Raw genomic sequence first — 26126 nt, 5'->3', positions numbered from 1 at the left:
TTATGTGTTTGAAAATCATATATTTAAAGTATTTCTTCATTTAAAACGATTGCCGCTTTAATTAGACTACATTCGTTAAAAATTAATGTCTATAGAATCTAAAGTAAGGCAAGTTGAACATTTGTTTGAAAGCCTTGACGGTGAAATTTCTAAATTTCAAACCGAAACCCATTTACATTGTATAGCAGGCTGTGGTAAATGTTGCACCACGCCACATATTGATGCCTCACCACTAGAGTTTTTACCTTGGGCTTTCCATCTTTTTTTAAATGGTGAAGCAGAAAATACACTTATAGAATTACAGAACACTACCAAAACGGCTTGCTTTATCTACAAGCCACTAGCGGCGTTAAATAGTACTGATGGACGTTGTGGTAACTACCAATACCGGGGGCTTATTTGTCGTTTGTTTGGGTATGCGTCAAGCAGGGATAAGTATGGGCAATTAAGGTTAGCGACCTGTAGTATTATTAAAGAAAACCAAAGCGGTGCCTATAAAGATGCAGAGGAAGCCATAAGTAAAGGTCTATACGTGCCTATTTTTACAGATTATTACATGCAACTTAACCAGATTGATTTTTATTTAGGTAATACCATTTTGCCTATTAATGAAGCGTTAAAAGTTGCTATAGAAGAAGTTTTGAATTATTATATTTACAGACCATTACCTAACGGATTTAAAAATGCATCATAAACACACGTCATTTAGAACTTGTTTTTTTAAACAGAATGCACGTGTAATAATGTCGTTAATTAAACAATAGCCATTGATTAGCACTTAAACTTATGGGAAAAGCACCTTTGCGTCATGATAAAAACTGCCTAAATTGTGGCCACCATGTTGAGAAACGTTTTTGTCCTAATTGCGGACAAGAAAACACAACAAGCCGTAAAAACTTTCATCATATATTTAATCATTTTTTTAAAGATTTTACTAATTACGATAGTGCGTTTTGGAGAACTATCTATAATTTGCTATTTAGGCCAGCAGCTTTATCTAAAGCTTATATGGCAGGTAAGCGTCTGTATTATTTAAACCCCATTAGGCTTTATATTTTTATTAGTTTTATCACCTTTTTTGTGATCTCGGTCTTTCCAAATAATACAGAACCGAAGGAAGTTGCTACAAGCCAAATACCGGCACAAAAGTCTATTATACCATCCGTAGATTCTTTGCGAATTGAAGAACGTGGTATCAATGGCTTAACAAAAATTGGTGTGATTTCTCAAGAGAGTAACGATACCATAAAAAAACTATTAAAAGAAACGAAGGAAATTAATTCTAAAGGCATTATAAATTTAGGCTTTGAAAATATTAATGAATTAGATTCCTTGCAAAAAAGTGGTGCGAAAAATATTGAGGTGAATTCTATAAAAAATTATTTCCTTAAAAAATGGCTAACGGTAGAAGAGGAACATACCGAAGAAGAAATATTCAAAGAGTTTTCAGAGTCGTTTAGGAATAACTTTCCGAAGGTACTCTTTATTTATATGCCCATATTTGCTTTTATTTTATGGATATTTAATAATAAAAAGAAGTACTATTATTTTGATCATGCCATATTTACGCTGCATTATTTCTCCTTTTTACTTATCATGATTTTAGTGATCTTCTTTATAGATAAACTGAAACCTTTATTGAGTGTGTCCCCAGGTTTAGCTTGGGTTCATTTAGGTTTAAAATCAATTGGCGTGCTGTTTATGTTCTATTATTTTTTCCCTGCACATCGTCTGTTTTATAAAGATAAATTCTTCCTGTCTTTTGTGAAAAGTGCGTTGGTGTACTCAATTAACCTATTTGTTTTTAGTGTTATTTTGGTATTGTTCAGTTTGTTTACTTATTTGAATTTGGATTAGGTTTTTGATGGTTGTTTCTGAAATAATTCTCTGTTTGTAAGCTTGATTTTGTAGAACAAATAAAGTACATTCGTTTTGTTTCGAATGAAATTCAATAAAAGAGATTTAATATTTTTTGTTTTTTTATATCAACTTATAAAGCTTATTGAATCGTACTGCTGAAGGTTGATGCCAGAAACTAGAAGATAAATAATCATATGAAATGACAGCAAACGCGTTTAAAGCAACTTTGGAAATTATTGGTTTGGAGTATGCAAAAGGTATTCCTAAAAGGGAATTATTTTCTTTAGCGAAAGAATATCAGCATATGCCCGTAATGGAGGTTGTTACATTGTTGCAAGATGAAAATGATGATTATCGACTCGCTGCTGTCTCTATTTTGGATTGGAAAGCCCGAAACATTAAAACAACAGAGGGTGAAAAGGAAGCGGTTTATAAGGCGTATATAGATAATTATATTTGGATAGATAATTGGGGGCTAGTAGATCGAGCTGCGCCTTATGTAGTAGGCGGTTACTTATTTGATAAGGACAGAAAACCATTGTATGATTTAGCAAAATCTAATAACGCGATGGAAAGACGAACGGCCATAGTAAGTACCTACTATTTTATTAGAAAAAAGGATGTAGAAGATACCTTCAAGATTGCTGAAATTCTTGTGAATGATTCCGATTTGTATGTTCAAAAAGCTGTTGGTAGTTGGTTGCGGGAGGCAGGAAAACAAAATGAAGGACGACTTAGGGAATTTCTTGACAGGAATGCTGTTACGATGCCTCGTATAACACTTCGCTATGCCATCGATAAATTAGAAAAACAAGAAAGGAACTATTATTTGAATTTGAAAAATGATATGTAATAGGCAGTGCGTCTGTAAGTTGGTCGTTCAGTTAAATCTATCTGATAAACTTTCTTTTTTAATTAGCAATGCCCTCCGTTTTACTTTAGAATCATAAGGTTATTCCACTTCCTCAATCACTGCCACATTCACCACTTGTTTAATAGGGTAAACTGAAGGTCCGAATTGGTTAAATACGGCGACATTGGCAGCATCATGCCCGTAACCAATTGCAACATAACCGCCTTTAGCTTCGGTTTGGGTGGCATCAAAGGTGTACCAACGTCCGCCCACATAGGCTTCAAACCAGGCGTGCATATCCATAGGTTTTAAATTGTGTAAATAACCCACCACCATACGTGCAGGAATGCTTAGGCTTCGGCACAAGGCAATGCCTAAATGTGCTAAATCTCTACAGACTCCAGATTGTTTGTAATTAACTTCAATGGCCGAAATTGGGTAGTCGCTACATCCAGGAATATAGCTAATATTGTTACGAAGCCAGGTTTCAATGGTAGCTACTTGGTCGTAACCCGGTAAGCAGTCTGCTGTGATTTCCATGGCTAAATCGTTAAATCGATCCGATTCGCAATACCTGCTTGGTAATAAATAATTAAGAATGTTGTGTGGTAAATGTTGTATTTCTACAAAGGGTGCGCCAGGAGCGATGTCTACAAATTCAGATATTTGTACATCAGCATTGGTTTGTATGGAAAAATAACCCGGTTGTGCTATGAGGCGTTGGCAAAGGTTTCCGTAGTCATCAGTATATTCAATAACAGGAACATTTGGTTTTATTTTAAACTCATCACGAGCTACCCATTGTTGGGTGCCGCTTCTGGGACGAAGCATTAGAATGAAGGGTGTTGGCACTTCTATTTCAAATAACAAGTCGAAACCAATTCGTAGCCACATAAATTTTGTGTTTAAAATACCTATTTCAAAATTAGGTGAATAAACGCATATAACGTAGTTGTTTATGTTAATTAGTGGTATTTCAAAATATTAAAACATATAATAATATTCTGATACCGTTTTATTACGTAATTAATAATTTCATTAGCTTTTTTGTTCCAATTGTTGCGTTTTCGGCAATAACGGTTAAATTTTTGTTGCTCGCGATACTGGGTTTAGGATCTATGAAATAAGTGGGCGTATTGGTTGGAACATAATGCATTAAACCAGCTGCGGGATATACTTGCATGGAGGTACCAATTATAAGAAGAATATCGGCTGTTTGGCAAATGTCTACGGCCTTTTCAATCATGGGTACATCTTCACCAAACCACACAATACGCGGACGTAATTGGTGCCCGTTGGCACAGGTATCACCTAAGTTAATATCGGTTTTACAGTCGTAAAAAGTAAAAGCATCCACAACGTTTCTCGATTTTAATAATTCGCCATGTAAATGAATGACGTTGCTACTGCCAGCACGTTCGTGTAAATCGTCTACATTTTGGGTGATAATGGTTACTTTATATTGGGTTTCAAGTGCTGCTAAATCAAAATGCGCTGTATTGGGAGTAACTTCAAATAATTGATTGCGGCGTTGGTTGTAAAAATCTAAAACAAGTTCGGGGTTCGCCGCAAAACCTTCAGGTGTGGCTACTTCGGCAACATCGTGTCCTTCCCATAAACCATCGGAATCTCTAAAGGTTTTTATACCACTTTCGGCACTGATTCCTGCGCCGCTAAGTACAACTAGGTGTTTCATTTAATTGTTTTTTAGTAGCAAATTAATAAATATCTATTTACCAATACAGATATTGTAGTTAAATTCTTTGAGTTAATCATTATTTCATATGAGCAAAACTTCCTTTTTATATGTGTTTACTTTTGTCTAAATCTAAAAATTTATAATATGAAAAAGATAGTTTTAAACATTTTATTGGTGTTACCCGTTTTGTTCTTAACAAATTGTGATGATGATAAGGATACAGTTGTAGCGGCGACACAAACGTTTCAATTAAAATCGGTTGCTAACCCCAATATTTCTGGTACAGCAAAATTTATTGAAAATGAGGATAACTCAACTACTGTGGAGTTGCAATTAACAGGGACGTCGTCTGGAGGAAGTCATCCTGCACATATCCATTTTAATACAGCAGCAGAGAGCGGAGATATAGCAGTTACATTAGGGGTGGTTAATGGTGATACGGGGTTTAGTACCAAAACATTTTCCAAACTTGATAATGGTACAAGTGTCTCATTTTCCGAAATGCTAGATTTTGATGGTTATGTAAACGTGCATTTAAGTGGTTCTGAATTAACGACTCTAGTTGCTCAAGGAGATATAGGGCAAAATGAATTAACAGGAAAATCGACAGTTTATACTTTAAATGAAAAGGATGTTGCCGGTATTAATGGTACTGCTACATTTTTTGAACGTAAAAACGGTGAGGCTCTGGCGGTTTTAAATATTGCAAATACACCTGATAACGGTATGCATCCCGCGCATATACATACAGGAAGTGTTGCTACGGCTCCAGGAAGTATTTTGTTTACTTTTAACTCTGTAAATGGTAATACGGGTACAAGCATGACAAACGTATCTAAATTAGATAATAATACCTCGTTTAATTATAGCGATGTGTTGAGTATTAATGGGTATGTTAATGTTCATTTAAGTGCTGCAGACTTAGGCACCATTGTAGCTCAAGGAAATGTAGGAGTCAATTAATTTAAATTAGTTTTAATAAGAATTTGAAAAACCCGATAAAATTTTATCGGGTTTTTCTATTTTTAAAGCATGATAGATATACATCTTTTAAAGCACCTAGAAACCTTTTTAACCGACGCACGCAAAGATAAATTTACTAAAGTATTAGGCGAACGCACCAAACATTTTACTGTTGCTACCGAAGATGTGTTTCAATTACATAACACGAGCGCCGTAATGCGTAGTTGCGATGTTTTTGGTATACAAGAGTTGAATATTGTTGAAGAGCAAAATTCGAAACATATTGATAGAGAAATTGCAATGGGTGCCCAGAAATGGGTAGACTTAAATAGGTTTCAAACGGTGAAGGCTTGTATTAGCGATTTAAAACAAAAAGGGTATCAAATAGTGGCTACCACACCACATACCAACGATTGCGAGTTACATGATTTTGACGTGACTAAAAAGTCTTGTTTTTTCTTTGGAAGAGAAACGGAAGGCTTATCTGAAGAGGTATTAAATGCTGCGGATTGTTATTTAAAAATCCCTATGGTTGGTTTTACAGAAAGCTTGAATATTTCAGTGAGTGCAGCCATTATTCTTCAACATGTAACAACCAAATTAAAGCAAACAACCATAGATTGGCAATTAACAGAAGCTGAATTACTCGAAAAACGTATGGATTGGATCAAGAAAACAATTAAAAGTTATGATGAAATAGTAGCGCGCTATTACAGCGAATAATTTTTTTAGTATCTTTAATTTGATTAAAATTAATGAGTTATGATGGTGGTGGTGTATCTTTTTATTGGTGTTTTGGTATCGTTACTAATTGTCATGTTTGTAACGCCACAAAAGTATGAAGTGCGTAGAAGTCTTGTTATTAAGAGACCTATAGAGGATGTTTTCCTCTATCTAAAATTTATTAAGAATCAAGATGAATGGTCGCCTTGGAAAAAGAAAGACCCTACTATGAAGCAAAGTTATGTTGGGACGGATGGTGAAGTAGGTTTTATAACTAAATGGGAAGGTAATAAAGATGTTGGAATGGGCGAACAGGAGATTTTAAATATCACTGAAAATGAAAGTGTGATATCCAAACTGCGTTTTTTTAAACCGTGGAAATCAGAATCGGATGCTTATTTAAAACTTGAAAAATTCACCGAAGCACAAACGGAAGTTACTTGGGGGTTTATGGGTAAGAATCCCATGCCGTTTAATGTTTTTATGTTGTTTTTTAATATGGAAAAAACGGTTGGAAACGACTTTTTAGAAGGTCTATATAATTTAAAACGTATTTTAGAAAAGTGAAACCTAAGTATAAGGCATAAAAAAAGGAAGCAAATGCTTCCTTTTTTTATTGTTTTAATTTTATGATGTTATCGGCTTCTATTCAAAACCTTGTATTCTTCATAACATTCGCTAATAGCATCTAGTATTTGAAGGTCGTTTGCCGTTTGTATAAACCCTTTCGAGTAGTTACACTGGCTTACTATTTCATCTAAATCAACTTTATCTACTTGTAATAAAGCCAAAAGCATTTCTCTGTCAAAACGAGAGGCCAAAAGGTTTCTAATTTCATCATCTTCCTTCATCTTTTTTAGCTTACGCATTTCGTTCGGTCTTTTACCAAACATGCGATGCAGAAAATCGGCTGGATTAAAAATAGATCCAATAATTTTTGTGATCGTTGATGATTTTCCGGCTTCATAACCGCTCGATAAACCAGAAATACTATAACGGTAATTATTGTTAACTATAGGTACTTGTTTAATGTCTACGGCTAAATATCCTGTTAATTTTAACTGGTTTACTACCACTGTTTCCAGTGCTAATGCCAATTCGGTAAGTTCAATTTTAGAACTACCAAATTTTAACCAGTCGTTAGTAACACGTACTTTTATAGACTTAAAACCTAAAAACGATAAGTGTAATGTGTCGTTTACTTTAGCAACAATTTGGAAGCTTCCTTCGCTGTTAGTAGCTGTTCCTTTAACTTGGTTTAAGTTAACAATGTTTACATTTTCAAGTAGATCGCCACTTGCTGAGTTTACAACAACTCCCATAACACTATTTATTTCTTGAGACATTGCTGTTGCTGAAATAAATAAACATATAAAAAGGAGTGCGTAATTCTTCATGTAATTATTGTTAACGTAAATTAAGGTTAAAAGTACTAAACGAAACACTAAAAATGTGTTTCAATGTTTTATTTTGACTTAAAATTAACAAAAACGTTTAATTAGCGTCTAGAACGTCTTGGTCTTGATGCCCCAGAATCACTTGTTTTAGTGTCTCCACCAGAACGTCTTGCAGATCTGTTTGGAGAAGAACCATTTGATTTGAAATCACCGCCGCTGCCGCTTCTTCTATCGCCTCTGCTTCCAGAATCACTTCTAGAGCTAGAACGACGTTCGCCGCCGCCACGTCTTTCTCCACCACCACTACTTCTTCCGCCACCGCGTCTGTCGTTACGTCTTCCGCCGCCACCGCGGTTTTCAGAAACTTCAACATTTACAAAGCGTCCGTTGTGTTTGTAATCTGTAAAGAAAGCTAATATTTTATCTTTTAATTCGTTTTCAGTATTGAAGAAAGAGAAACTGTCTTTCACTTCCACTTTAAATACGTCGTCTCTACCAAGTTCTAAAACTTCTTTTAAAAAATCTTTTAACTGCATCCAGTCGAAACCATCTTTACTACCTACGTTAATAAAGTAACGTGTAGAATCTGCGCTTCCACCAAAATCGCGTCCGCCATCGCGTCCACTATCTCTATCGCGAACATCACCTTCTGAAACGTTTAGGTTTTTAGATTTTTGGTAATAGTTGAAGAAACGAGAAAACTCAACCGAGAAGAATTTTTTGATCAATTCATCTTTCGATGTATCTTCAAACAATTCGTTAATACTTGTTAAATATTTATCAATTTCGTGATTAACTTCTGTATGGTGAATTTTATTAGCAAGCGACATAAGTTGTACTTCACAAATAGCCATACCGTTTGGAATGTCTTTTTTCTCGAAAGCTTTGTTTATAATACGCTCGATACTTTTTATTTTGCGCACTTCACTTTTAGAAACGATTACCATAGAAACTCCCGTTTTTCCTGCACGACCTGTACGACCAGAACGGTGTGTGTACGTTTCGATTTCATCAGGAAGTTGGTAGTTTATTACGTGTGTAATATCATCTACATCAATTCCACGAGCAGCTACATCGGTAGCAACAAGCATTTGGATTTGGTTATTTCTAAACGATTTCATAACCAAATCACGTTGGTTTTGACTTAAATCGCCGTGTAATGCACCTGCACTGTAACCATCTTCAATAAGACGTTCAGCAACTTTTTGAGTGTCATTTTTAGTTCTACAGAAAACTACCGAGAAAATATCTGGATTGGCATCTGCTAAACGTTTTAAAGCATCGTAACGGTCTCTAGAATTAACTAAATAATATTCGTGCGATACTTGACTGGTACTTTCATTTTTATTTCCAACCGTAATTTCTTGTGGGCTGCGCATAAAGTTTTTTGCAATGGCTGCCACTTCTCTTGGCATAGTTGCAGAAAATAACCATGTGTTTTTTTCTTTTGGGGTGAAACTAAGAATATCAGTAATATCTTCTTTAAAGCCCATGTTTAACATTTCATCAGCTTCATCTAAAACAGCATATTCTATTTTAGAGATATCAACTAACCTTCTGTTAATCATATCTTTCATTCTACCCGGAGTAGCCACAATAATTTGTGCTCCTTTTTTAATGTCTCTGGCTTGGTCTGTTATGCTAGAACCACCATAAACAGCAACAACATTTAATCCTTTACAGTACTTTCCGTAAAGTTTCATTTCGTTGGTAATTTGCAAACAAAGTTCGCGAGTAGGTGATAAAATTAGGCCTTGAGTGGTACGACTGTTAACATCAATTTTATGAAGCATTGGGAAACCAAAGGCAGCCGTTTTTCCTGTTCCGGTTTGGGCTAGTGCCACTAAATCGGTTTCAGATTCTAATAAAATAGGGATTGCTTTGTCTTGTACTTCACTTGGTTTTTCAAAACCTAAATCGGTAATAGCGCGTAAAAGGTCTTCATTAAGACCTAAATCTTGGAATGTGTTCATTCTTGTATAAGTATTCGATTGTTTTATGTGGTGTTACATAAGAAGCGAATCGACATACTTAAACCTAAACTTCTAGTAACACATCCTCACTCTGAGGAATTATTTCAAGCGGCAAAGGTAATCATTTATTTTGTATTTCAGCTATTTTATGTTTTCCTTGTGAATTATAGATAAAATCTTACTTAATATCGGGTTCTGGTTTTCTTTGTTCCAAATAACTGATAGTGTGGTTCTTTGTGGGATTTTGCTTAATTCAATAAACTTAATGTTGGCATTGTTTTCCGTTTGAAGTGATTTAGGCACAATAGAAATACCGAAATTGTTTTCAACCAATTTATAGATAGAACCGGCGTGTATGGTGTTGTGTGAAACCAGCGGATTAAACCCGTTGTCATCAAAAATTTCCATCACTTTTTCATAGTAAGAAGCACTGTATTCGGGGTCGAATAGAATGAAATGTTCCTTTTTACATTGTGATAAATTTTTGAAATTTGAAGCGTTAAGAGGGTGGTTTTTAGGAAGTACCAAACAGAAAGGTTCTTTTACAATGGGGTGAAGTTCCAAACCTCTAGGTACTTTTTCTAACCTCACAAAACCAATATCAATAGCTTGTGCCAGTAAACCTTCTATTTGTTTAGTGTTGTCCATTTCCTTGAGGCTAAACAAAATATTTGGGTGTGTTTTGGTGAAGTTTAATAATAACTCTGGTATAATTTTCTGCATGGCAGAACCTACATAGCCAAAGTTTAATTGTCCATCTTTACCATCTTCAAGTAACTTCGCATGGTGTAAAATAGCATCTAAATTTTTAAGGTTTTTGTTGAGTTCAGCCTTTAAATAGGTGCCAACGGTGGTGAGTTTTACACTTCTATTGTGGCGTTCAAAGAGTTTAATACCTAAACTTTCTTCCATTTCTTTTATTTGTCTACTTAAACCAGGTTGCGAAATATAAAGGGTTTCTGCGGCTTTTCTAAAGTGCAAATGGTCGGCAACAGCCAAAAAATATTTTAAATGTCTGTATTCTATTTGATAACTCATGGTTATTAATAATCTAAATATATGGTCTTATTAGGTATTAAATTTATCAATAATTTTGTAATGGTCGGGTGGAATACCTAATTATTTAATTAAAATATAAGAGCATGTTTGTTTACGGAACCGATAGATTAACTGTAACGAGTGTTATGGATATAGCCAATGGAAGCTTAAAAGGTGTCTTGACAGAATACGTAATTTCTAAAATTAACGATTCAAGACGAAAAGTAGAAGTTATGGCAGCTTCTAAGAAGGCTATTTATGGTATTAATACGGGTTTCGGGCCTCTGTGTGATGTTAAAATTTCACCAGATGAAACCAGTCTGCTTCAAAAAAATCTGCTCATAACCCATGCCGTTGGTGTTGGGAATCCTATAGCGAAAGAGTTGTCAAAAATCATGATGATTTGTAAAGTACACGCTTTAAGTAAAGGCTTTTCGGGGATTCGCTTAGAGGTTATTGAACGTATTATTTATTTTATTGAAAATGATTTGTTGCCTGTGGTTCCAGAGCAAGGTTCTGTGGGCGCTTCGGGCGATTTAGCACCCTTGTCTCATTTGTTTTTACCTTTAATTGGTGAAGGCGAATTCTGGGTAGATGAGGCTATAGTGCCAGCAAAAACTGTTTTAGAAGCTCATGATTTAGAACCCATACAATTAGCTGCTAAAGAAGGTTTAGCCCTTATAAATGGCACGCAATTTATATTAGCACACGCCATTACTGGCTTAAAAAAAATGGCCTATTTGCTCGATTTGGCCGATGTTGCTGGCGCTATGAGTTTGGAGGGCTACCAAGGAAGTGCTTCTCCATTTAAGGAATTGTTGCACAGTATTCGTCCGTTTAAAGGTAACGTGGAAGTTGCCAAACGTATGCGCATGTTGTTTTATAAATCTAAAAATATAAAGTCGCATAAAGATTGTGCCCGTGTGCAAGATCCGTATTCTATGCGCTGTATTCCGCAAGTGCACGGTGCATCCAGAAATGCGTATTATCATTTAAATGATTTGGCAGAAATTGAAATGAATTCAGTGACTGATAATCCTATTGTGTTAAGTGAAACGGAAGCGATTTCAGGAGGTAATTTTCATGGCCAACCACTCGCTATGGCTTTGGATTATTGTTCTATTGCTGCTTCAGAATTGGGTAATATTTCAGATAGAAGGTGTTATTTACTCATTGAAGGAAAGTATGGATTACCCCGTTTATTAACAGCAAGTGGTGGATTGAATTCTGGTTTTATGATTCCGCAATATACCACTGCAGCTTTGGTTACCGAGAATAAGTCGTTGTGTTTTCCGCCTTCAGCAGATAGTATTCCAACTTCATTAGGGCAAGAAGATCATGTGTCTATGGGGAGTATTTCGGGACGACAATTCAACCAAATATTGGGAAATATTGATAAAATATTAGCGATAGAACTCATGTATGCCGCACAAGCGATGGAGTTTAGACGCCCGAATACTTTTTCTGAAATAATAGAAAGTAACTTTAAAATCATCCGTAATAAAGTTGCAAAACTAGAAGAAGACCGCATTCTTAAAGATGATATTAATGCACTAATCACCTTAGTTAAAACTCAAAAATTCATTGTAAAATAGAAAGGTTATGACGTTTAAAGAACAGATATTACAAGGGATTCCAAACGAATTACCAATAAAACATAGCTATCCCTTAGATGTGAATAGGGTGCCGAAGCGAAAAGATATCTTATCTCTAGAAGAAAAGCAATTGGCTATACGCAATGCCCTGCGCTATGTTCCAAAAAGTTGGCATAAAGAATTGGCCGTAGAATTTGCTGAAGAATTACAAGATTTTGGTCGTATTTACATGTATCGATTCAAACCAAGTTATAAAATATATGCCAGAGCCATTTCAGAATATCCTGCAAAAAGTACACAGGCAGCGGCTATTATGCTTATGATTCAAAATAACCTCGATCCTGCTGTGGCGCAACACCCAGAAGAGTTAATTACTTATGGAGGCAATGGGGCGGTGTTTCAAAATTGGGCACAATACCTGTTAACCATGCAATATTTATCGCATATGACTGATGAACAAACACTACATATGTATTCGGGACACCCCATGGGTTTGTTTCCATCATCTAAAGAAGCGCCTCGCGTCGTAGTGACAAATGGAATGATGATTCCCAATTATTCAAAACCAGACGACTGGGAGAAATTTAATGCTTTGGGTGTTACCCAATATGGGCAAATGACAGCTGGTTCGTTTATGTATATTGGTCCGCAAGGCATTGTTCACGGTACCACAATTACGGTGATGAATGCTTTTAGAAAGATGCTTCCAAAAGGCGAAACACCTGCAGGTAAGCTGTTTTTAACCGCCGGTTTGGGCGGTATGAGTGGCGCACAGCCCAAAGCAGGGAACATAGCAGGTTGTATTACTGTTGCTGCAGAAGTAAACCCCAAAGCAGCCACAAAACGCCATGAACAAGGATGGGTAGATGTGTTGGTAGATACGCTCGATGCGTTGGTTTCGCGTGTTAAAAAAGCTCAAAAAAATAACGAAGTAGTATCCATTGCTTATATTGGGAATGTGGTCGATGTTTGGGAACGCTTTTATGAGGAAAACATTTTCGTTCATGTGGGGTCCGATCAAACCTCGTTACATATACCTTGGACGGGAGGTTATTACCCCGTTGGTTTGTCTTATGAAGCATCTCATAAACTCATAGGGGAATCACCCGAGATTTTTAAAGAAAAAGTACAAGCATCGTTGCGAAGACATGCTGAAGCTATTAACAAACATGTTCAAAAAGGCACCTATTTTTTCGATTATGGCAATGCTTTTTTATTAGAAGCGTCGCGAGCAGGAGCCGATGTGATGGCTGTGAATGGTATCGATTTTAAATACCCATCCTATGTGCAGGATATTTTAGGACCTATGTGTTTCGATTATGGTTTCGGGCCCTTTCGTTGGGTGTGCACATCGGGGAAACCAGAAGATTTAGATAAAACAGACGCGATCGCGAAGATGGTTCTGCAGGAGATTATGAAAACGGCTCCAGTAGAAATTCAACAGCAGATGCAAGATAATATTACTTGGATTGCCGATGCTAAAAAAAATAAGATGGTGGTGGGCTCGCAAGCACGTATTTTATATGCCGATGCGGAAGGGCGTGCAAAAATAGCCGAAGCTTTTAACAATGCCGTAGCTAAAGGAACTATTGGTGCGGTGGTTTTGGGGCGCGACCATCACGATGTAAGCGGTACCGATTCGCCCTATCGTGAAACCTCCAATATTTACGATGGCAGTAAATTTACAGCAGATATGGCTATTCATAACGTTATTGGTGATAGCTTTAGAGGTGCTACGTGGGTTTCCATTCACAATGGCGGTGGCGTAGGTTGGGGTGAGGTGATTAATGGTGGTTTTGGCATGTTGTTAGATGGTACTAAGGAAGCCGAAGCTCGTTTAAAAAGCATGTTGTTTTTTGATGTGAATAACGGAATTGCCCGCAGAAGTTGGGCCCGAAACGACGAAGCTTTATTCGCCATAAAACGCGAAATGGCGCGTACACCCAACTTAAAAGTAACCATCCCCAATTTAGTAGATAACCAATTATTAGAAAACTTATTTTAATGCGAACGCTATTCAAAAATATAAAAGAATTACTGCAAGTAAGAGACCGTGATGTGCGGTTTGTTTCGGGGAAAGAGATGGCTGAATTGCCTTCCATAAAAAACGCCTTTTTATTGGTGGAAGATGGCATTATTAAGCAATTTGGTGTCATGGCAGATTGTCCAGAAGCGGCCGTTGAAAATGTTGTCGATGCCACAGGTAAAATAGTGATGCCCGCATGGTGCGATTCGCATACACACATTGTGTATGCAGGAAACAGAGAAAGCGAGTTTGTCGATAAAATAAAAGGGCTTTCGTATCAAGAAATAGCTAACAAAGGAGGCGGTATTTTAAATTCAGCAAAAAAACTTCAAGAAACAACAGAAGTCGATTTATACCAACAAAGTAAAACACGGCTGGAGGAAGTGATGGCTCTGGGTACGGGAGCTATTGAAATTAAATCGGGTTATGGGTTAACAGTGGAAGCCGAATTAAAAATGCTTCGAGTTATAAAACGGTTAAAAGCAAATTATTCCATTCCCATCAAAGCGACATTTTTAGGGGCACATGCCGTTCCCAATGAATTTAAAAATAACAAAGCAGGTTATATCGATTTACTTATAGACGCGATGTTGCCGCAAATAGCACAGGAACAATTGGCAGAATATATCGATGTATTTTGTGAAACCGGTTATTTCTCGGTGGCAGATACCGAGCGTATTTTGGAAGCAGGAAAACGGTACGGACTCATCCCTAAAATACACGTTAACCAATTCACATCCATTGGCGGTGTGCAAGCAGGGGTAAAGCATCGAGCACTTTCTGTAGATCATCTTGAAGAAATGACCGAGCAAGATATGGAGGTTTTAAAAGCAACCCAAACCATGCCTGTGGCTTTGCCAGGTTGCTCGTATTTTTTAAGTATTCCGTACACACCTGCACGAAACATGATAGACAAAGGTTTGCCTTTGGCCTTGGCAACCGATTATAACCCTGGTTCCTCACCATCAGGAAATATGAATTTTGTGGTGGCAACAGCCTGCATAAAAATGAAACTAACACCGGAAGAAGCTATCAATGCAGCCACCCTAAATGGTGCCTATGCGATGGGTCTGGAAAACGAAGTGGGCAGTATAAGCGTTGGCAAGCAAGCCAATTTAATACTCACAAAACCTATTAATTCTTATGGGTTTATGCCTTATGCCTTTGGTGGAAACCACATAGAACAGATTTATATAAAAGGAGAGGTGTTGAAATAAAATGTTTTGGGCGTTTTAACACGTTTACTCATGCATTTATATTTTAAATTTTGGAATTCGTGAATATAAATATTTCCGCTATATCTTTTTAGGTCATTGCGAAGGAGGGACAACTGTGGCAATCTGTCTAATTTTAGTTTGGAGTTTGTTTTTATCTATCCTGTTAAAAAATGCAGCTTCAATCGTTAAGGCACTTATGCGTCAGGGTCATAGGTAAGAGACAGGGCCAAATGTAGTGCTTCGGTTTAGAAATAAAATTAGTGAATGCTTACTGTGTTTGTTGCGCTAGTATTTTGGATAACTAAAAAGTTAAAACATGCGTCCATTTTAAAATAAACATGATTAGAACGGTAACTCCGGTACTTATGTATATAGCACCTTCCCAATAAAAAGTTCTAGTTCCCCATAATTTCCACATTTTTTCACTGTATTCTTTTTTTCTAAAACGTGCAGTTATCCTCCAAAACAGAAAAATACTCAATAAAAAAAGGGATGCTGCGATGACTGCTAACCAAATTTTTTCCATTTTTTGAGGTTTTACGTTATGTGATTTTGTAGGTTACTATGGTTTATTAGGGATATTGAATAGCTATATACTCAGTTATTGAATCCCATTCTGCTATTTGCTAACCTTCTTGAAACTAATTATGGGTGTTTGCTTAATAAAATTAGCATTTTTTGAATTGTTGTGCAACAGTTTTTATTTTGCTTTATCCAATGCTATTTTTACAGTAAGTCCCGTTAATACAGAAGCCATAAACCATTTTCGGATTCTTAATCAAATATTTTTTATCCGAATCAACATGAAAGTCTTTGTATTCGTAATCAATATTAAGACTGATGTTGTTGTTTGTGTAACCACAACCTAATTTCTTTTCGTAAAGAAACTTCAGGTTTTGGTAACGGAATTGATTGTCCAGATTGTTTGCTTTTATTAAATTTTGAAAACATAGTTTTATGTTTTTTCCAAACTTCAGGATACAATTCTAAGAACTTATTAAAAAAACTTTGTTCATTAATTTTTCCTTCTATTTGAGATAGTACTTCTTTAAATTTTTGCTCTTGTTCTATAATCATTTTGTTATTATTCAGTAATAAATGAAACTATTTGTAGTTTCTGATTTTATGTTTTTTAATTGTGGGTAGCGGTTTTGTTTCTGGAAAGTTGCGTGTTTGTGTGCGAGGATTTTCCGCAGGAAAATCAGATGTAACAAAACAGCAACGACCTTTGGTTAAGCCCAAAATTGAGCCATTATTTTATGCATTGTTGAACGAATCCTCCCTATCGGTCGGAAGCCCTTCTGACTGATTCAGAATAGGTTGTTCTTTTGTAAAAGTAATAGATTTATTAACTTATAGCTAAATTTAAATTCTATTATTATGTTTAAAAAAAAGTAAAACCATTGCTGAACGCGCCTTTTCAGATATAAAGGATTTCAGTCATCTTCAAACTAAACTCGAACAGAGTTTTTCTATCAATGGTAAAGCAAAAAGCACTTTAAACAACTATCTCCGGTGCTTGGCACACTTGGCTTTGCATTACAACCGAAGTCCTGAAAAACTATCGGTAGAACACGTTCAGAACTATCTTTACCATTGCCAGAAACTGCACAAAACACCTTCCGAGAGTTTCTTTAAACACACCATTTTCGGACTCATAGCAGCCTACAAAGTGATGGGCATGGAAGCCAAACGTGTGGTGCTTCCTCAAATTAAACGAGATATTAAACTACCATGTGTTCTAAATAAAGAGGAAGTTAAGCGTCTTTTAAAAGCGCCTAAATATCTTAAGCATCGTTTGATAATAGGTATGCTTTACGGCTGTGGATTACGTAGCTACGAACTCTGCGCTCTTAAATTATCTGATCTCGATTTTGAGCGTAAAACCGTCTTTATTCCTAAGAAAAAAGGAAAAACAGATCGCTATGTACCTTTGAGTCCGCTTCTTATTAGAGGATTAAAAAAATACATCACAACAGAAAACCCACAGGTACATCTTTTTAATAGCCAAGTGTCTAAAGCTGGAAAAGCACGCGGATTAACCACCAACGGTATACGCTGGATTATCAAAGAAAACAGAAATAAAATAGGGAGTTCTAAACAGATAACCGCCCATACTTTACGGCACACGTTTGCTACACATTTATTAGAGTATGGTGTTGACATTGTCAGTTTAAAGGAGCTTTTAGGGCATGCACATATCGAGATGACACTCACATATCTCCATGTTGCCAATTTGCCTAATGGTTCCAAATTTTCTCCCTTGGATAAACTTTACGATTAATGTTTTGTAAACACAAAGTAGCCGACATTTTAGAAATGGAACAGCTACAGCTCAAAACATTGAGTCTGACCTCTTGGCATTACCGCGGGTTACAAGCCATAAGGAGGTGTCGCACCAAAGCTATGGGTGGCCATATTGATAAATGCGATTGTTGCCAAGGCTTGCACATTAGTTATAACAGTTGCAGAAACAGGCATTGTCCAACATGTCAAGGACACAAACGAGAACAATGGATAAAAGCAAGAGAAGGCGAACTCTTAAATGTGCCTTATTTTCATATCGTTTTTACGCTTCCAAGTGAGTTTAACCCTTACGCCCTGAGTCACGGTAAAGTAATTTATAGCAGTTTGTTTAGAACCGCATGGCAAACCCTGCAGCAATTTGGAGACAACCCAAAACACTTGGGAGCTAGACTGGGTATGATTGCTGTACTTCATACCTGGGGACAAAACATGAGTCTACATCCGCATTTGCATTGCATTGTTCCTGGCGGTGGATTGCGTAAATCAGGGTCATGGAAAAGCGCAAAAAACAATGGCAAATATCTATTCAATGTAAAATCTATGAGCAAGGTGTTTAAGGCTAAATTTATCGCCGAACTTAGGAAAAGTGAAGTGAAAATCCCAAAGAAAATTTACAATACAGTGTACAATAAAAAATGGGTTATCTATGCGAAACAATCTTTTAGAAGTCCAAAATATGTTATTGAATATCTAGGCAGATACACGCATAAAATTGCGATAAGTAACCATCGTATTGTTGCTGTAGATCGTAAAAATAAAACGGTGACTTTTACGGCCAAAGATTACAGACACCAAGCTAAAAAGATAAAGTTGTGTTTGTCGAGTGAAGAATTTGTTAGACGCTTTGCCTTGCATATTTTACCCAAGGGATTTACACGCATACGGCATTACGGAATTTTAAGTAGCAGTTGGAAAAAAAAAGAAATTACCTAGACTGCAAGCCGAACTGGCTTGTAAAAAGATAGTGAGTATTAAAACAGTCGAACCTATTTTACACCGTCGTTGTCCTGTTTGTAAAAAAGGAAAACTGCATACCATACTGTTATTTAACGACCGTGGTCCACCCGAAAATTGGAGACTATTATTAAGGGATAAAAAATTAAATAGAGCCAATTAAAAAAATAATCTGCTAACGCGGACAGATCTCTCAATGCCTAAACTTAAAATTTAAGCCATTATAAAGTGAATTATATTAATTATTACCGAAAAAAGAAACAATAGCTTCCAAATAAAGACTGATCAGCGTAGTCTAAACATATAATCTACAAGTGATTACCGATCCATCCTTCTCTAAATACATCGTTTTACCCATAAGAGACATATTCTGCCGACTTCGTCAACACAATATTCAGCTCTGGCCTATCGGCGAGCCGAATACTTAGTTATTATTCAGCTCTGGCCTATCGGCGAGCCGAATACTTAGTTATTAGCAAATGTTATTTACTCGCTTTCAATTCGGTATTTATATTTTCTCACGTCCTTTTTTCCAGTTTTATAATTGGTAATTATTTCCTTTTCCAAAAGTCCATCTTTGTTGTACTTATAAATCATTTCAGATGTCTTTTTTAAATCCGAGGTTAAAGGAATTATTAAATCTCCTTTAAAGTCAGTTTCAAAAACGGTTACTTTTGTTAAATATCTATCTTTGTCAAATATTTTGTGTCTTATATTTAAAATTCCATTTCTTTCGGAATATTCAGTCTCCGTATTTTCGTTTGGGTTTTTTGATTCGGCAAATCGGTAAATCGAAGTTTTTTCTCCGTTTCTAAAATTTGTTATTTCCGTAATTTCAGAGTTTTGTCCGAATTCATTAATTACTTCTCTTTTTATCTCGTTTGTACTCGTTCCAACTACCTTTTTTGATAATTCTTCGCCTTTTGTGTTATATTCAATAGAAGTCACAATTGTATCTCCATACATTCTACTGAATTCTTTTATATTAATTGGTTTATTCTCTTGATTAAGAGTTTCAACGTAACCTTTCATTTTTGGTGATGAAATAATGGTTGAAACTTCTTTAGAATTCTTTAGTTGCACAAAGTTTTTAAATTTTGAGATGAAAGCGTAGGCATTTGTATTTTGTTTAAAATCTTCTGTTTCTGGATATTCTTGTTTGAAAAGTGTTTTAGTCAATGGATTCTGTCCATACACGTATGAGTAAATTGTCAATCCAGCATTTGAATTAAAGTCATACCTTTTTATAATTCTCCCGTTTGCATCGTATTCGTTCGCATAAACAAATCGATGTGGCTCTTTCCATTTAAAAAAAGGCGGAATTTCCGTTTCTCGATAGTCAAAAATAATTTTCCCATCATTACTGAATTCAAGAATTTTCTTTAGTTTCCCTTTTTCCGTTTGGATAATTTTATAACTCGATGAAGGTGGGTTTTTTAGCTTAAATTCGATGTTGTTAAAAGCAAATTGTCCGTTAATATTTTGAGAGATTATTAGAAGGAATATTATTAATTTGATTTTGTTCATTTTCGATGTTACAGGTTTTCTCTAATATTTGCTAACGTGTTTGTGTATGATTTCGTTGCGTGTTTAAGCACTAAAGTTAGCAAATAAATCACAGATAGAAAGTCCGCGAGGACTTTCGTAAATAGGCTATAACTAGCAATGAATTATACACGGTGTTAGGCGCTGGTTATTACCAACCTGGTGCGTTTGGCGATTTTAAATTAGATATTTTTATTCTATTTCTAAAAACACTTAAACGACTGTCTTTACTTATTTTAGTAGCATTTACACCCTCGTGTTTTGGATTCCGATTATAACCTTGAACATTGACTTCAAAAGTAAGTTTGTCAATAATTAAGTAATCTTGAGTGATTTCTGAATTAAGCAATGTGTTGTTTAATAAATATCTTTGATTAGCTAAATTTAATAACATTATTCCCCAATAATCTTCTTTTGCGCTAAGAACGAAATCAGATGAGTTCAATTTAAAGGTTGATTCGAAAAGCCTACCATCATTCGCATAAACTTTTTCCGAATTAGCTAATAAAAGAAAATTTGAATTTAAACATTCGTTAAAATCATTAGAGGCTTCGTCCCAATTAAACACACTCTCCCCAGCCTTAGAGTTTTCGTAACCACTGAAGTTTCTTTTATATTTTTTATTCGTAAAACAGGTATTTATAACAGATTTGTCAAGTGTTAATCGGAAATTTTTAAAATTCCAATAGTATAACATATTATCATTAGTCGATGCTGTTTTGGACTCTTTCTTTTCATTTATGACTTCATTAATTTTTATCACTCTGTATGCTAAAAAAATATTTTCAGCTTTTACTGATATAATTTTGTTACTACTCAAATCTGTATTAACATCAACACTTCCTAATTTAGTCTCAATTTTGGCTTCTAAATCTACACCTAAATTTTTATCATAGTTCATCGAAAAATCTTCAATCATTATACCTTCGAAAACATAAGATTTTCCTGGTGTAAAAACCAAATCATTTATGTTTTTAGGTCTTACAACACTCATTTTTTGTATATCTAATTTGATTTTTTTTTGGTAACCTTCATCTATTCCAATAAAATCAAACAAGGCAAGGTTTAGCTTGTTTTTAAATTCTTGACTTAAGTTTAAAGCTGAAAGAGATTTTTTGTTTGTTAAGTCAATATTTACATTATCAGATTCAGCTGGTCCAATCCCTTGAATCCATTGAGCTCCAATTGGGATTTTTTCACGAGGAACTGATAAAATTGCATAATCCTCAAAAGGGTCAGAAACCTTGGTGGCAACTTTTTCAAATCCCGTTTTGCAACTTAAAATTGTAATTAAGACTATTAAAGTTAAAAAGTATATTCTAGTTTTCATTATAATTTATATTATGGTTAGTTGTTTCAATTTGTCGGTTTTTCTAAACTTGCGCCTAACTAGTTATATGAAAACTTATCTCACTCATATCCCACAGAAATGTCACGATATAGTAAGTTCAAGGTTTCAGCTATCCTGTAAATATAATTTTTTTTTATTTTTTAACGAAGAATTTTCTTAATGCTTTTATGTGAAATAAATAAGTGGGGTTTCGTAGAACTGTAATAATTACTGTTTTCTTAAATTACCAATCCGTTCCAAAAGGGTAGGATGCGAATAATGCATAAACACATAGGCAGGGTGTGGTGTTAAATTACTCAAACTATTTTTAGAAAGTTTCTTTAAAGATGTAATTAGTGGCTCCCCTTTATAGGTGTTTTTAGCATAATCATCGGCTTGGTATTCAAACTTTCTAGAAAACAGGTTCATGATCAACCCCGTAATTTCTGAAATAGGCGAGTAGAGTAACCCAAAAGCAATCAACCCAATATGAAAACTTGGTGTGGCAACTCCCAAAGCATTCGATAATAATGGGTTTGAAATAAATAACGATAAAATAAAAAGCGTTAAACCTGTTAATAGAATAGAGGTAACAAGGTTGAAAATAATATGTTTCTTTTTATAATGTCCCACTTCGTGTGCTAAAACGGCAACAATTTCTTCATCATTTAAATCGTTAATCAAGGTGTCGTACAATGTGACGCGTTTTTCACTTCCAAAACCAGAAAAATAGGCATTGGCTTTGGTGCTGCGTTTAGAGCCGTCAATCACGAAAATTTTATCTAGTTTAAAACCGACTGTTTCTGCATATTCTGATATTTTATCACGTAAACTTCCTGCCTCCAAAGGGGTTTGTTTATTAAATAGTGGCACAATAAGTTTGGAGTAAAACATATTCATAAATAAAGAAAATACGGCAACGAGGCCCCATGCATACAACCAAAAATAACTTCCGGTAGATTGGTAAAACCAAATAATTAAGGCTAAAATACCGCCGCCAACAATAGCCATCATCAACCACCCTTTTAGCTTATCTAAAACGAAAGTTTTAACGGTGGTTTTGTTAAAACCAAATTTTTCTTCTATCACAAAAGTGCTGTAATAAGAGAAAGGTGTGGTTAGGATGTCGCTTCCAATCATAATAATTCCGAAGAATATTAAAGCAATCCATATGGGGTTATTGCTGTAGCTTCTTGCGACATTGTCAACCAGTTCAAAGCCATCAAAAAACAAAAATCCTAAGGTTAAAATAATAGAAAAGCTTGAGGTTAAAATGCCGAATTTATAATTGGTGGCCTTGTAGTTTTGCGATTTTTTATATTCGGTAGCATCATAAACATCTTGTAATTCTTCCGGAAGTGCATCGTTAAAATGTTTGGCATTTAAAGCATCTAATACTTTATCAACTATAAAATTGATAATGATGATGGCGATGATGATGTAGAATAAGGTTGTTGATGTCATATTACTGTTTTTTCGTTATTGCGAGGCGCTTTTTTAGCCGAAGCAATCTGTTTAAATTGAGTTATAATTAAAAGAGATTACTTCAGTCATGCTTCCTTCGCAATGACGGTTCGTTTAAAAATGTCTAATTCCAATAATTTAGCATTTGGAATTTGTGTTTTTCCCTTTTTAGATTTTATTTTTTATAAAAAATCCCGTTGTCTTTTGGCTTCAAAAATAAGAATGCCTGCCGCTACCGATACATTCATAGAATCGATTTCGCCCTGCATGGGAATAATGATGTTTTGGGTAGCGTTTTCCAGCCATGCATCACTTAACCCAGTGGCTTCGGTGCCAACAATTATAGCGGTTGGTTTGGTGAAATCTTGTGTATGGTAGTTTACCGATGCTTGCAACGCAGCACAGTAAATATGGATGTTTTCAGATTTTAAAAAGGTAATAATTTCAGAGGTTGTTCCCGTTGCAATAGCGTTGGTGAACACACAACCAACACTCGAACGGATGATGTTTGGGTTGTATAAGTCGGTTTTTGGGTTGGCTATAATAACAGCATCTACCTTGGCAGCATCTGCAGTACGAAGGATGGCACCAATATTTCCCGGCTTTTCAGGAGCTTCTGCCACTAAAATTAATGGATTCTTTTTATTGAATTTTAAATCTTTTATAGCATGTGTTTTAATTTTAGCAACGGCAAGAACACCTTCAGTGGTATCGCGGTAGGCTAATTTTTGGTACACATCGGCAGTAACTTCAATTAAATTGATTTGTTGATTTGTTAATGCGTTAATAGTTTCCTCAGAAATGATGTCTGGATTAAATAAAATAGCGTCTAATTCGTATCCGCCTTTTAAAGCGAGTGCTATTTCGCGTGCGCCTTCTATTAAAAATAAGCCGCTTTTTTTACGTTCGCGCGACTTGTCTTTTAATTGAACTAATTGACGGATGTACGGGTTTTGTATGCTTGATATGTGTTTCATAGAATAAAAAAACAAAAGTAAATGTTTTAATGTAATTAATGACTTTCAACCTCGTCAAAGATATAAACCAATAAAAAAATGAAATATAGTATTCTATTATTAGTAGTAGTGTCTTTGGTATCTTGTAAAGACATTAAAAAAGAAGCCGTAAATACGGATGAGATTACTGAAATTAGTGCCAGAACCTATCCAGAAAATATTTCAAAAATATTTGAAGCTCACGGCGGGTTAGATACTTGGAATAGCTTGCAATCACTCGCCTTTACCATGGAAAAACCAGATGGTGATGAAGTGACTACAACCCATTTAAAGAACAGAAAAGCACTTATAGAAATGCCGAAACATACCATTGGGTATAATGGGAAGAATGTTTGGTTACATTCAAAAGACACAACTTCGTATAAAGGGAATCCTAAATTTTATTACAATTTGATGTTCTATTTTTATAGTATGCCCTTTGTTTTAAGTGATGCAGGTATTACCTATGAAGATACAGACCCTCTGTTGTTTGAAGGTAAAAGTTATCCTGGAATTAAGATTTCTTACGGAGCAGAAGTAGGCGAATCTCCAGATGATGAGTATATTTTGTATTATGATTCTGAAACTGGGCAAATGAGTTGGTTGGCATATACCATGACTTATTTTGCTAAGGAAAAAAGCAAGAAATTTAGTTATATAAAATATAATGATTGGCAAGATGTAAACGGCGTATTGTTGCCTAAGGCGATACAATGGTATAACGTTGTTGATGGTAAAGTAACAGATATGCGAAATGAAGTTCTATTTACAAACGTAAAAGGATCTACGGAAAAACCGAAGTCTTCCATATTTGAAATGCCAGATGGCGGAAAAATTATTGAGTAAAAAAAAGCGAACCAATTGGTTCGCTTTTTTTATGTTTATTATTGATTGTTGTATTTATTGGAATACCGTTCCCAAAGTTCTGTTTGGTGTGTCTCTAAACTTAAAAGGCGTCCATCTATAAATGCGTGCGTAATTTTATTGGTACGCATATCTAAAGCATCTCCTTCAGATACAAAAAGAGTAGCGCTTTTGCCTGCTTCTAAAGTACCATACATGGCGTCAATTCCTAAAATTTTTGCCGCGTTTAAGGTGATTAGTTGTAAAGCTTGTTCTTTTGTTAAACCATGTGCCACGGTAGTTCCTGCATAAAACGGTAGGTTTCTAGTGCCCATACGTTCATGAGAACCACTAGCTTCTAAAGCGACAACAATGCCTGCATCCGTTAATAATTTGGCAGATTTATATGGTAAATCGTAATCTTCATCTTCGCTACTTGGTAAGGAATGGACACGCATTAATACTATAGAAACAGCGTGCTCTTTTAAAAGGGAAGTAACCTTGTAAGCATCACGCCCACCAACAATAACAAGGTTTTCAATGTTATTCTCTTTAGAAAAATTAACAGCATCTATAATGCCTTTTTCTTCATCGACATGAATGTATAGTTTTTTTGAAGAATCAAAAATGCCATTTAAAGCTTCAAACGGCAGGTTGGTTTTTGTTTTGTTCCCATTGTTGTACGCAACGGCATTATTAAAATAATGAGTGATTTCTGTAACCTGTTCTGCATATTTTTCGTTTGGTTTTAAAGAATGACTTCCGCCAAATGATCTGCGGCTTGCAGTAAAATTATCAGGCCAATTTAAATGGATGCCATCATTCACTTTTATGGCAGCATCTTCCCAATTCCAGGCGTCAAATTGTACAATTGATGAAGTTCCAGAAATGCGCCCGCTTCTTGGAGCTATTTGTCCTAAAAGCACACCGTTTGGTCGCATAGATTCTACGACTTTAGATTCTGCATTGTAGGCTATTAAACTTCTAATATGTGGATTCCAATTCCCTAATTCGGCTTGGTCATTAGAGGCTCTTACAGCATCAATTTCAACCAAACCTAAAGTGGAGTTTGGTATTATAAACCCAGGATATACGTGTTTTCCTTTGGCGTCAATTGTTTTTATGCCTGCTATATTGCTAGAATTGGTAGCGTCTGTAATAGATGTGATTTTTCCATCTTCAAGAATGATTAAACTGTTTTCGATAATGGTTCCGTTACCAATGTGTGCTATGGCTCCAACAATGGCAATAGCTTGTGTTTGTTTTGGCGCCGGTGTTTGTTGTGCTATGGTTACCAAAGAACAAAGTGCGGCTATGTATGTTATTAATATTTTCATTTTTTGA

Annotated in this window: 24 protein-coding genes; 12 read left to right on the top strand and 12 right to left on the bottom strand. The window is 35.5% G+C overall.

All coding sequences use genetic code 11. The features are described 5' to 3' along the window. Nucleotides 1-85: 85 nt before the first annotated feature. The 3 genes from Q5N74_RS00330 to Q5N74_RS00320 all read left to right on the top strand — a co-directional run bounded on the left by Q5N74_RS00330 (nt 86) and on the right by Q5N74_RS00320 (nt 2713). Complete coding sequence (locus Q5N74_RS00330) at nt 86-694, top strand: YkgJ family cysteine cluster protein (protein WP_304386670.1); 609 nt, start codon at nt 86-88, stop codon at nt 692-694. A gap of 92 nt (nt 695-786) precedes the next feature. Then, nucleotides 787-1857, top strand: coding sequence for a DUF3667 domain-containing protein (locus Q5N74_RS00325; protein WP_304386669.1), 1071 nt, complete (start codon nt 787-789; stop codon nt 1855-1857). 202 nt (nt 1858-2059) lie between these two features. Beyond that, on the top strand, nt 2060-2713 hold the full coding sequence (locus tag Q5N74_RS00320; protein WP_304386668.1) for a DNA alkylation repair protein: 654 nt from the start codon (nt 2060-2062) through the stop codon (nt 2711-2713). A gap of 99 nt (nt 2714-2812) precedes the next feature. On the opposite strand, the gene Q5N74_RS00315 is transcribed toward Q5N74_RS00320, so the two are convergent. Both Q5N74_RS00315 and Q5N74_RS00310 read right to left on the bottom strand, forming a co-directional pair. Then, nucleotides 2813-3607 (bottom strand): transglutaminase family protein, encoded by a 795-nt coding sequence (locus Q5N74_RS00315; RefSeq protein ID WP_304386667.1) that lies wholly within the window; start codon nt 3605-3607, stop codon nt 2813-2815. 124 nt (nt 3608-3731) lie between these two features. Continuing rightward, nucleotides 3732-4409, bottom strand: coding sequence for an NAD-dependent deacylase (locus Q5N74_RS00310; RefSeq protein ID WP_304386666.1), 678 nt, complete (start codon nt 4407-4409; stop codon nt 3732-3734). Between the two features lie 147 nt (nt 4410-4556). On the opposite strand from Q5N74_RS00310, the gene Q5N74_RS00305 reads away from it, so the two are divergent. From Q5N74_RS00305 to Q5N74_RS00295, 3 genes are all read left to right on the top strand, one after another. Further along, nucleotides 4557-5375: a CHRD domain-containing protein gene (locus Q5N74_RS00305; protein ID WP_304386665.1), complete on the top strand. Its 819-nt coding sequence runs from the start codon at nt 4557-4559 to the stop codon at nt 5373-5375. A 69-nt stretch (nt 5376-5444) separates the two neighbouring features. Then, the gene (locus tag Q5N74_RS00300; RefSeq protein WP_304386664.1) at nt 5445-6098 is read left to right on the top strand and encodes an RNA methyltransferase; all 654 of its coding nucleotides are present in this window, start codon (nt 5445-5447) and stop codon (nt 6096-6098) included. Between the two features lie 39 nt (nt 6099-6137). Next, nucleotides 6138-6665, top strand: coding sequence for an SRPBCC family protein (locus Q5N74_RS00295; RefSeq protein WP_369686008.1), 528 nt, complete (start codon nt 6138-6140; stop codon nt 6663-6665). 68 nt (nt 6666-6733) lie between these two features. On the opposite strand, the gene Q5N74_RS00290 is transcribed toward Q5N74_RS00295, so the two are convergent. From Q5N74_RS00290 to Q5N74_RS00280, 3 genes are all read right to left on the bottom strand, one after another. Next, nucleotides 6734-7495 (bottom strand): carboxypeptidase-like regulatory domain-containing protein, encoded by a 762-nt coding sequence (locus Q5N74_RS00290; protein ID WP_304386663.1) that lies wholly within the window; start codon nt 7493-7495, stop codon nt 6734-6736. Nucleotides 7496-7596: 101 nt separating this feature from the next. Beyond that, nucleotides 7597-9468 carry a DEAD/DEAH box helicase gene (locus tag Q5N74_RS00285; protein ID WP_304386662.1) on the bottom strand — a complete coding sequence of 624 codons (1872 nt, stop codon included), beginning with the start codon at nt 9466-9468 and terminating at the stop codon, nt 7597-7599. A 141-nt stretch (nt 9469-9609) separates the two neighbouring features. Continuing rightward, a complete protein-coding gene (locus Q5N74_RS00280; protein WP_304386661.1) occupies nt 9610-10506 on the bottom strand; it encodes a LysR family transcriptional regulator in 897 nt (298 codons plus the stop codon). 104 nt (nt 10507-10610) lie between these two features. Between Q5N74_RS00280 and hutH the strand changes: the two genes are divergently transcribed. Genes hutH through hutI form a run of 3 tightly spaced genes read left to right on the top strand, consistent with a single transcriptional unit; the run spans nt 10611 to nt 15344 of the window. Continuing rightward, nucleotides 10611-12101 (top strand): histidine ammonia-lyase, encoded by a 1491-nt coding sequence (hutH, locus tag Q5N74_RS00275; RefSeq protein ID WP_304386660.1) that lies wholly within the window; start codon nt 10611-10613, stop codon nt 12099-12101. 7 nt (nt 12102-12108) lie between these two features. Beyond that, nucleotides 12109-14106 carry a urocanate hydratase gene (locus Q5N74_RS00270; protein WP_304386659.1) on the top strand — a complete coding sequence of 666 codons (1998 nt, stop codon included), beginning with the start codon at nt 12109-12111 and terminating at the stop codon, nt 14104-14106. Next, nucleotides 14106-15344, top strand: a complete 1239-nt coding sequence (gene hutI / locus Q5N74_RS00265; RefSeq protein WP_304386658.1) for an imidazolonepropionase — start codon at nt 14106-14108, stop codon at nt 15342-15344. Before Q5N74_RS00270 ends, hutI begins: the two co-directional genes overlap by 1 nt. A 301-nt stretch (nt 15345-15645) precedes the next feature. On the opposite strand, the gene Q5N74_RS00260 is transcribed toward hutI, so the two are convergent. Both Q5N74_RS00260 and Q5N74_RS00255 read right to left on the bottom strand, forming a co-directional pair. Further along, the gene (locus Q5N74_RS00260) at nt 15646-15870 is read right to left on the bottom strand and encodes a hypothetical protein (RefSeq protein ID WP_304386657.1); all 225 of its coding nucleotides are present in this window, start codon (nt 15868-15870) and stop codon (nt 15646-15648) included. Between the two features lie 305 nt (nt 15871-16175). Continuing rightward, on the bottom strand, nt 16176-16421 hold the full coding sequence (locus Q5N74_RS00255; RefSeq protein ID WP_304386656.1) for a hypothetical protein: 246 nt from the start codon (nt 16419-16421) through the stop codon (nt 16176-16178). Nucleotides 16422-16863: 442 nt separating this feature from the next. Between Q5N74_RS00255 and Q5N74_RS00250 the strand changes: the two genes are divergently transcribed. Together Q5N74_RS00250 and Q5N74_RS00245 are read left to right on the top strand one after the other, a co-directional pair. Further along, on the top strand, nt 16864-17628 hold the full coding sequence (locus tag Q5N74_RS00250; RefSeq protein WP_304386655.1) for a tyrosine-type recombinase/integrase: 765 nt from the start codon (nt 16864-16866) through the stop codon (nt 17626-17628). Beyond that, entirely contained in the window at nt 17628-18584 is a 957-nt protein-coding gene (locus Q5N74_RS00245; protein ID WP_304386654.1) for an IS91 family transposase, read from the top strand. Before Q5N74_RS00250 ends, Q5N74_RS00245 begins: the two co-directional genes overlap by 1 nt. Nucleotides 18585-19091: 507 nt before the next feature. Here the strand turns inward: Q5N74_RS00245 and Q5N74_RS00240 are convergent. From Q5N74_RS00240 to Q5N74_RS00225, 4 genes are all read right to left on the bottom strand, one after another. Further along, complete coding sequence (locus tag Q5N74_RS00240; RefSeq protein ID WP_304386653.1) at nt 19092-20132, bottom strand: hypothetical protein; 1041 nt, start codon at nt 20130-20132, stop codon at nt 19092-19094. Nucleotides 20133-20301: 169 nt separating this feature from the next. Next, nucleotides 20302-21480: a hypothetical protein gene (locus Q5N74_RS00235; RefSeq protein WP_304386652.1), complete on the bottom strand. Its 1179-nt coding sequence runs from the start codon at nt 21478-21480 to the stop codon at nt 20302-20304. 228 nt (nt 21481-21708) lie between these two features. Further along, nucleotides 21709-22944 (bottom strand): M48 family metallopeptidase, encoded by a 1236-nt coding sequence (locus tag Q5N74_RS00230; RefSeq protein ID WP_304386651.1) that lies wholly within the window; start codon nt 22942-22944, stop codon nt 21709-21711. A 182-nt stretch (nt 22945-23126) separates the two neighbouring features. Beyond that, nucleotides 23127-23921, bottom strand: coding sequence for an RNA methyltransferase (locus Q5N74_RS00225; protein ID WP_304386650.1), 795 nt, complete (start codon nt 23919-23921; stop codon nt 23127-23129). A gap of 78 nt (nt 23922-23999) precedes the next feature. On the opposite strand from Q5N74_RS00225, the gene Q5N74_RS00220 reads away from it, so the two are divergent. Further along, nucleotides 24000-24785 carry a DUF6503 family protein gene (locus Q5N74_RS00220; RefSeq protein WP_304386649.1) on the top strand — a complete coding sequence of 262 codons (786 nt, stop codon included), beginning with the start codon at nt 24000-24002 and terminating at the stop codon, nt 24783-24785. A 38-nt stretch (nt 24786-24823) separates the two neighbouring features. On the opposite strand, the gene Q5N74_RS00215 is transcribed toward Q5N74_RS00220, so the two are convergent. Next, the gene (locus tag Q5N74_RS00215; RefSeq protein ID WP_304386648.1) at nt 24824-26119 is read right to left on the bottom strand and encodes an amidohydrolase family protein; all 1296 of its coding nucleotides are present in this window, start codon (nt 26117-26119) and stop codon (nt 24824-24826) included. Between the last annotated feature and the right edge of the window lie 7 nt (nt 26120-26126).

Source organism: Mariniflexile sp. AS56, assembly GCF_030552475.1.
In the GTDB taxonomy this organism is placed as follows: Bacteria; Bacteroidota; Bacteroidia; order Flavobacteriales; family Flavobacteriaceae; genus Mariniflexile.
Note: the sequence above shows the minus strand (reverse complement) of the source record. Positions and strands in the feature narration are given on the sequence as shown.

Coding starts and splice junctions, on each gene's coding strand:
- Q5N74_RS00330 (WP_304386670.1), top strand. CDS start 86: ATGTCTATAGAATCTAAAGTAAGGCAAGTTGAACATTTGTTTGAAAGC.
- Q5N74_RS00325 (WP_304386669.1), top strand. CDS start 787: ATGGGAAAAGCACCTTTGCGTCATGATAAAAACTGCCTAAATTGTGGC.
- Q5N74_RS00320 (WP_304386668.1), top strand. CDS start 2,060: ATGACAGCAAACGCGTTTAAAGCAACTTTGGAAATTATTGGTTTGGAG.
- Q5N74_RS00315 (WP_304386667.1), bottom strand. CDS start 3,607: ATGTGGCTACGAATTGGTTTCGACTTGTTATTTGAAATAGAAGTGCCA.
- Q5N74_RS00310 (WP_304386666.1), bottom strand. CDS start 4,409: ATGAAACACCTAGTTGTACTTAGCGGCGCAGGAATCAGTGCCGAAAGT.
- Q5N74_RS00305 (WP_304386665.1), top strand. CDS start 4,557: ATGAAAAAGATAGTTTTAAACATTTTATTGGTGTTACCCGTTTTGTTC.
- Q5N74_RS00300 (WP_304386664.1), top strand. CDS start 5,445: ATGATAGATATACATCTTTTAAAGCACCTAGAAACCTTTTTAACCGAC.
- Q5N74_RS00295 (WP_369686008.1), top strand. CDS start 6,138: ATGATGGTGGTGGTGTATCTTTTTATTGGTGTTTTGGTATCGTTACTA.
- Q5N74_RS00290 (WP_304386663.1), bottom strand. CDS start 7,495: ATGAAGAATTACGCACTCCTTTTTATATGTTTATTTATTTCAGCAACA.
- Q5N74_RS00285 (WP_304386662.1), bottom strand. CDS start 9,468: ATGAACACATTCCAAGATTTAGGTCTTAATGAAGACCTTTTACGCGCT.
- Q5N74_RS00280 (WP_304386661.1), bottom strand. CDS start 10,506: ATGAGTTATCAAATAGAATACAGACATTTAAAATATTTTTTGGCTGTT.
- hutH (WP_304386660.1), top strand. CDS start 10,611: ATGTTTGTTTACGGAACCGATAGATTAACTGTAACGAGTGTTATGGAT.
- Q5N74_RS00270 (WP_304386659.1), top strand. CDS start 12,109: ATGACGTTTAAAGAACAGATATTACAAGGGATTCCAAACGAATTACCA.
- hutI (WP_304386658.1), top strand. CDS start 14,106: ATGCGAACGCTATTCAAAAATATAAAAGAATTACTGCAAGTAAGAGAC.
- Q5N74_RS00260 (WP_304386657.1), bottom strand. CDS start 15,870: ATGGAAAAAATTTGGTTAGCAGTCATCGCAGCATCCCTTTTTTTATTG.
- Q5N74_RS00255 (WP_304386656.1), bottom strand. CDS start 16,421: ATGATTATAGAACAAGAGCAAAAATTTAAAGAAGTACTATCTCAAATA.
- Q5N74_RS00245 (WP_304386654.1), top strand. CDS start 17,628: ATGTTTTGTAAACACAAAGTAGCCGACATTTTAGAAATGGAACAGCTA.
- Q5N74_RS00240 (WP_304386653.1), bottom strand. CDS start 20,132: ATGAACAAAATCAAATTAATAATATTCCTTCTAATAATCTCTCAAAAT.
- Q5N74_RS00235 (WP_304386652.1), bottom strand. CDS start 21,480: ATGAAAACTAGAATATACTTTTTAACTTTAATAGTCTTAATTACAATT.
- Q5N74_RS00230 (WP_304386651.1), bottom strand. CDS start 22,944: ATGACATCAACAACCTTATTCTACATCATCATCGCCATCATCATTATC.
- Q5N74_RS00225 (WP_304386650.1), bottom strand. CDS start 23,921: ATGAAACACATATCAAGCATACAAAACCCGTACATCCGTCAATTAGTT.
- Q5N74_RS00220 (WP_304386649.1), top strand. CDS start 24,000: ATGAAATATAGTATTCTATTATTAGTAGTAGTGTCTTTGGTATCTTGT.
- Q5N74_RS00215 (WP_304386648.1), bottom strand. CDS start 26,119: ATGAAAATATTAATAACATACATAGCCGCACTTTGTTCTTTGGTAACC.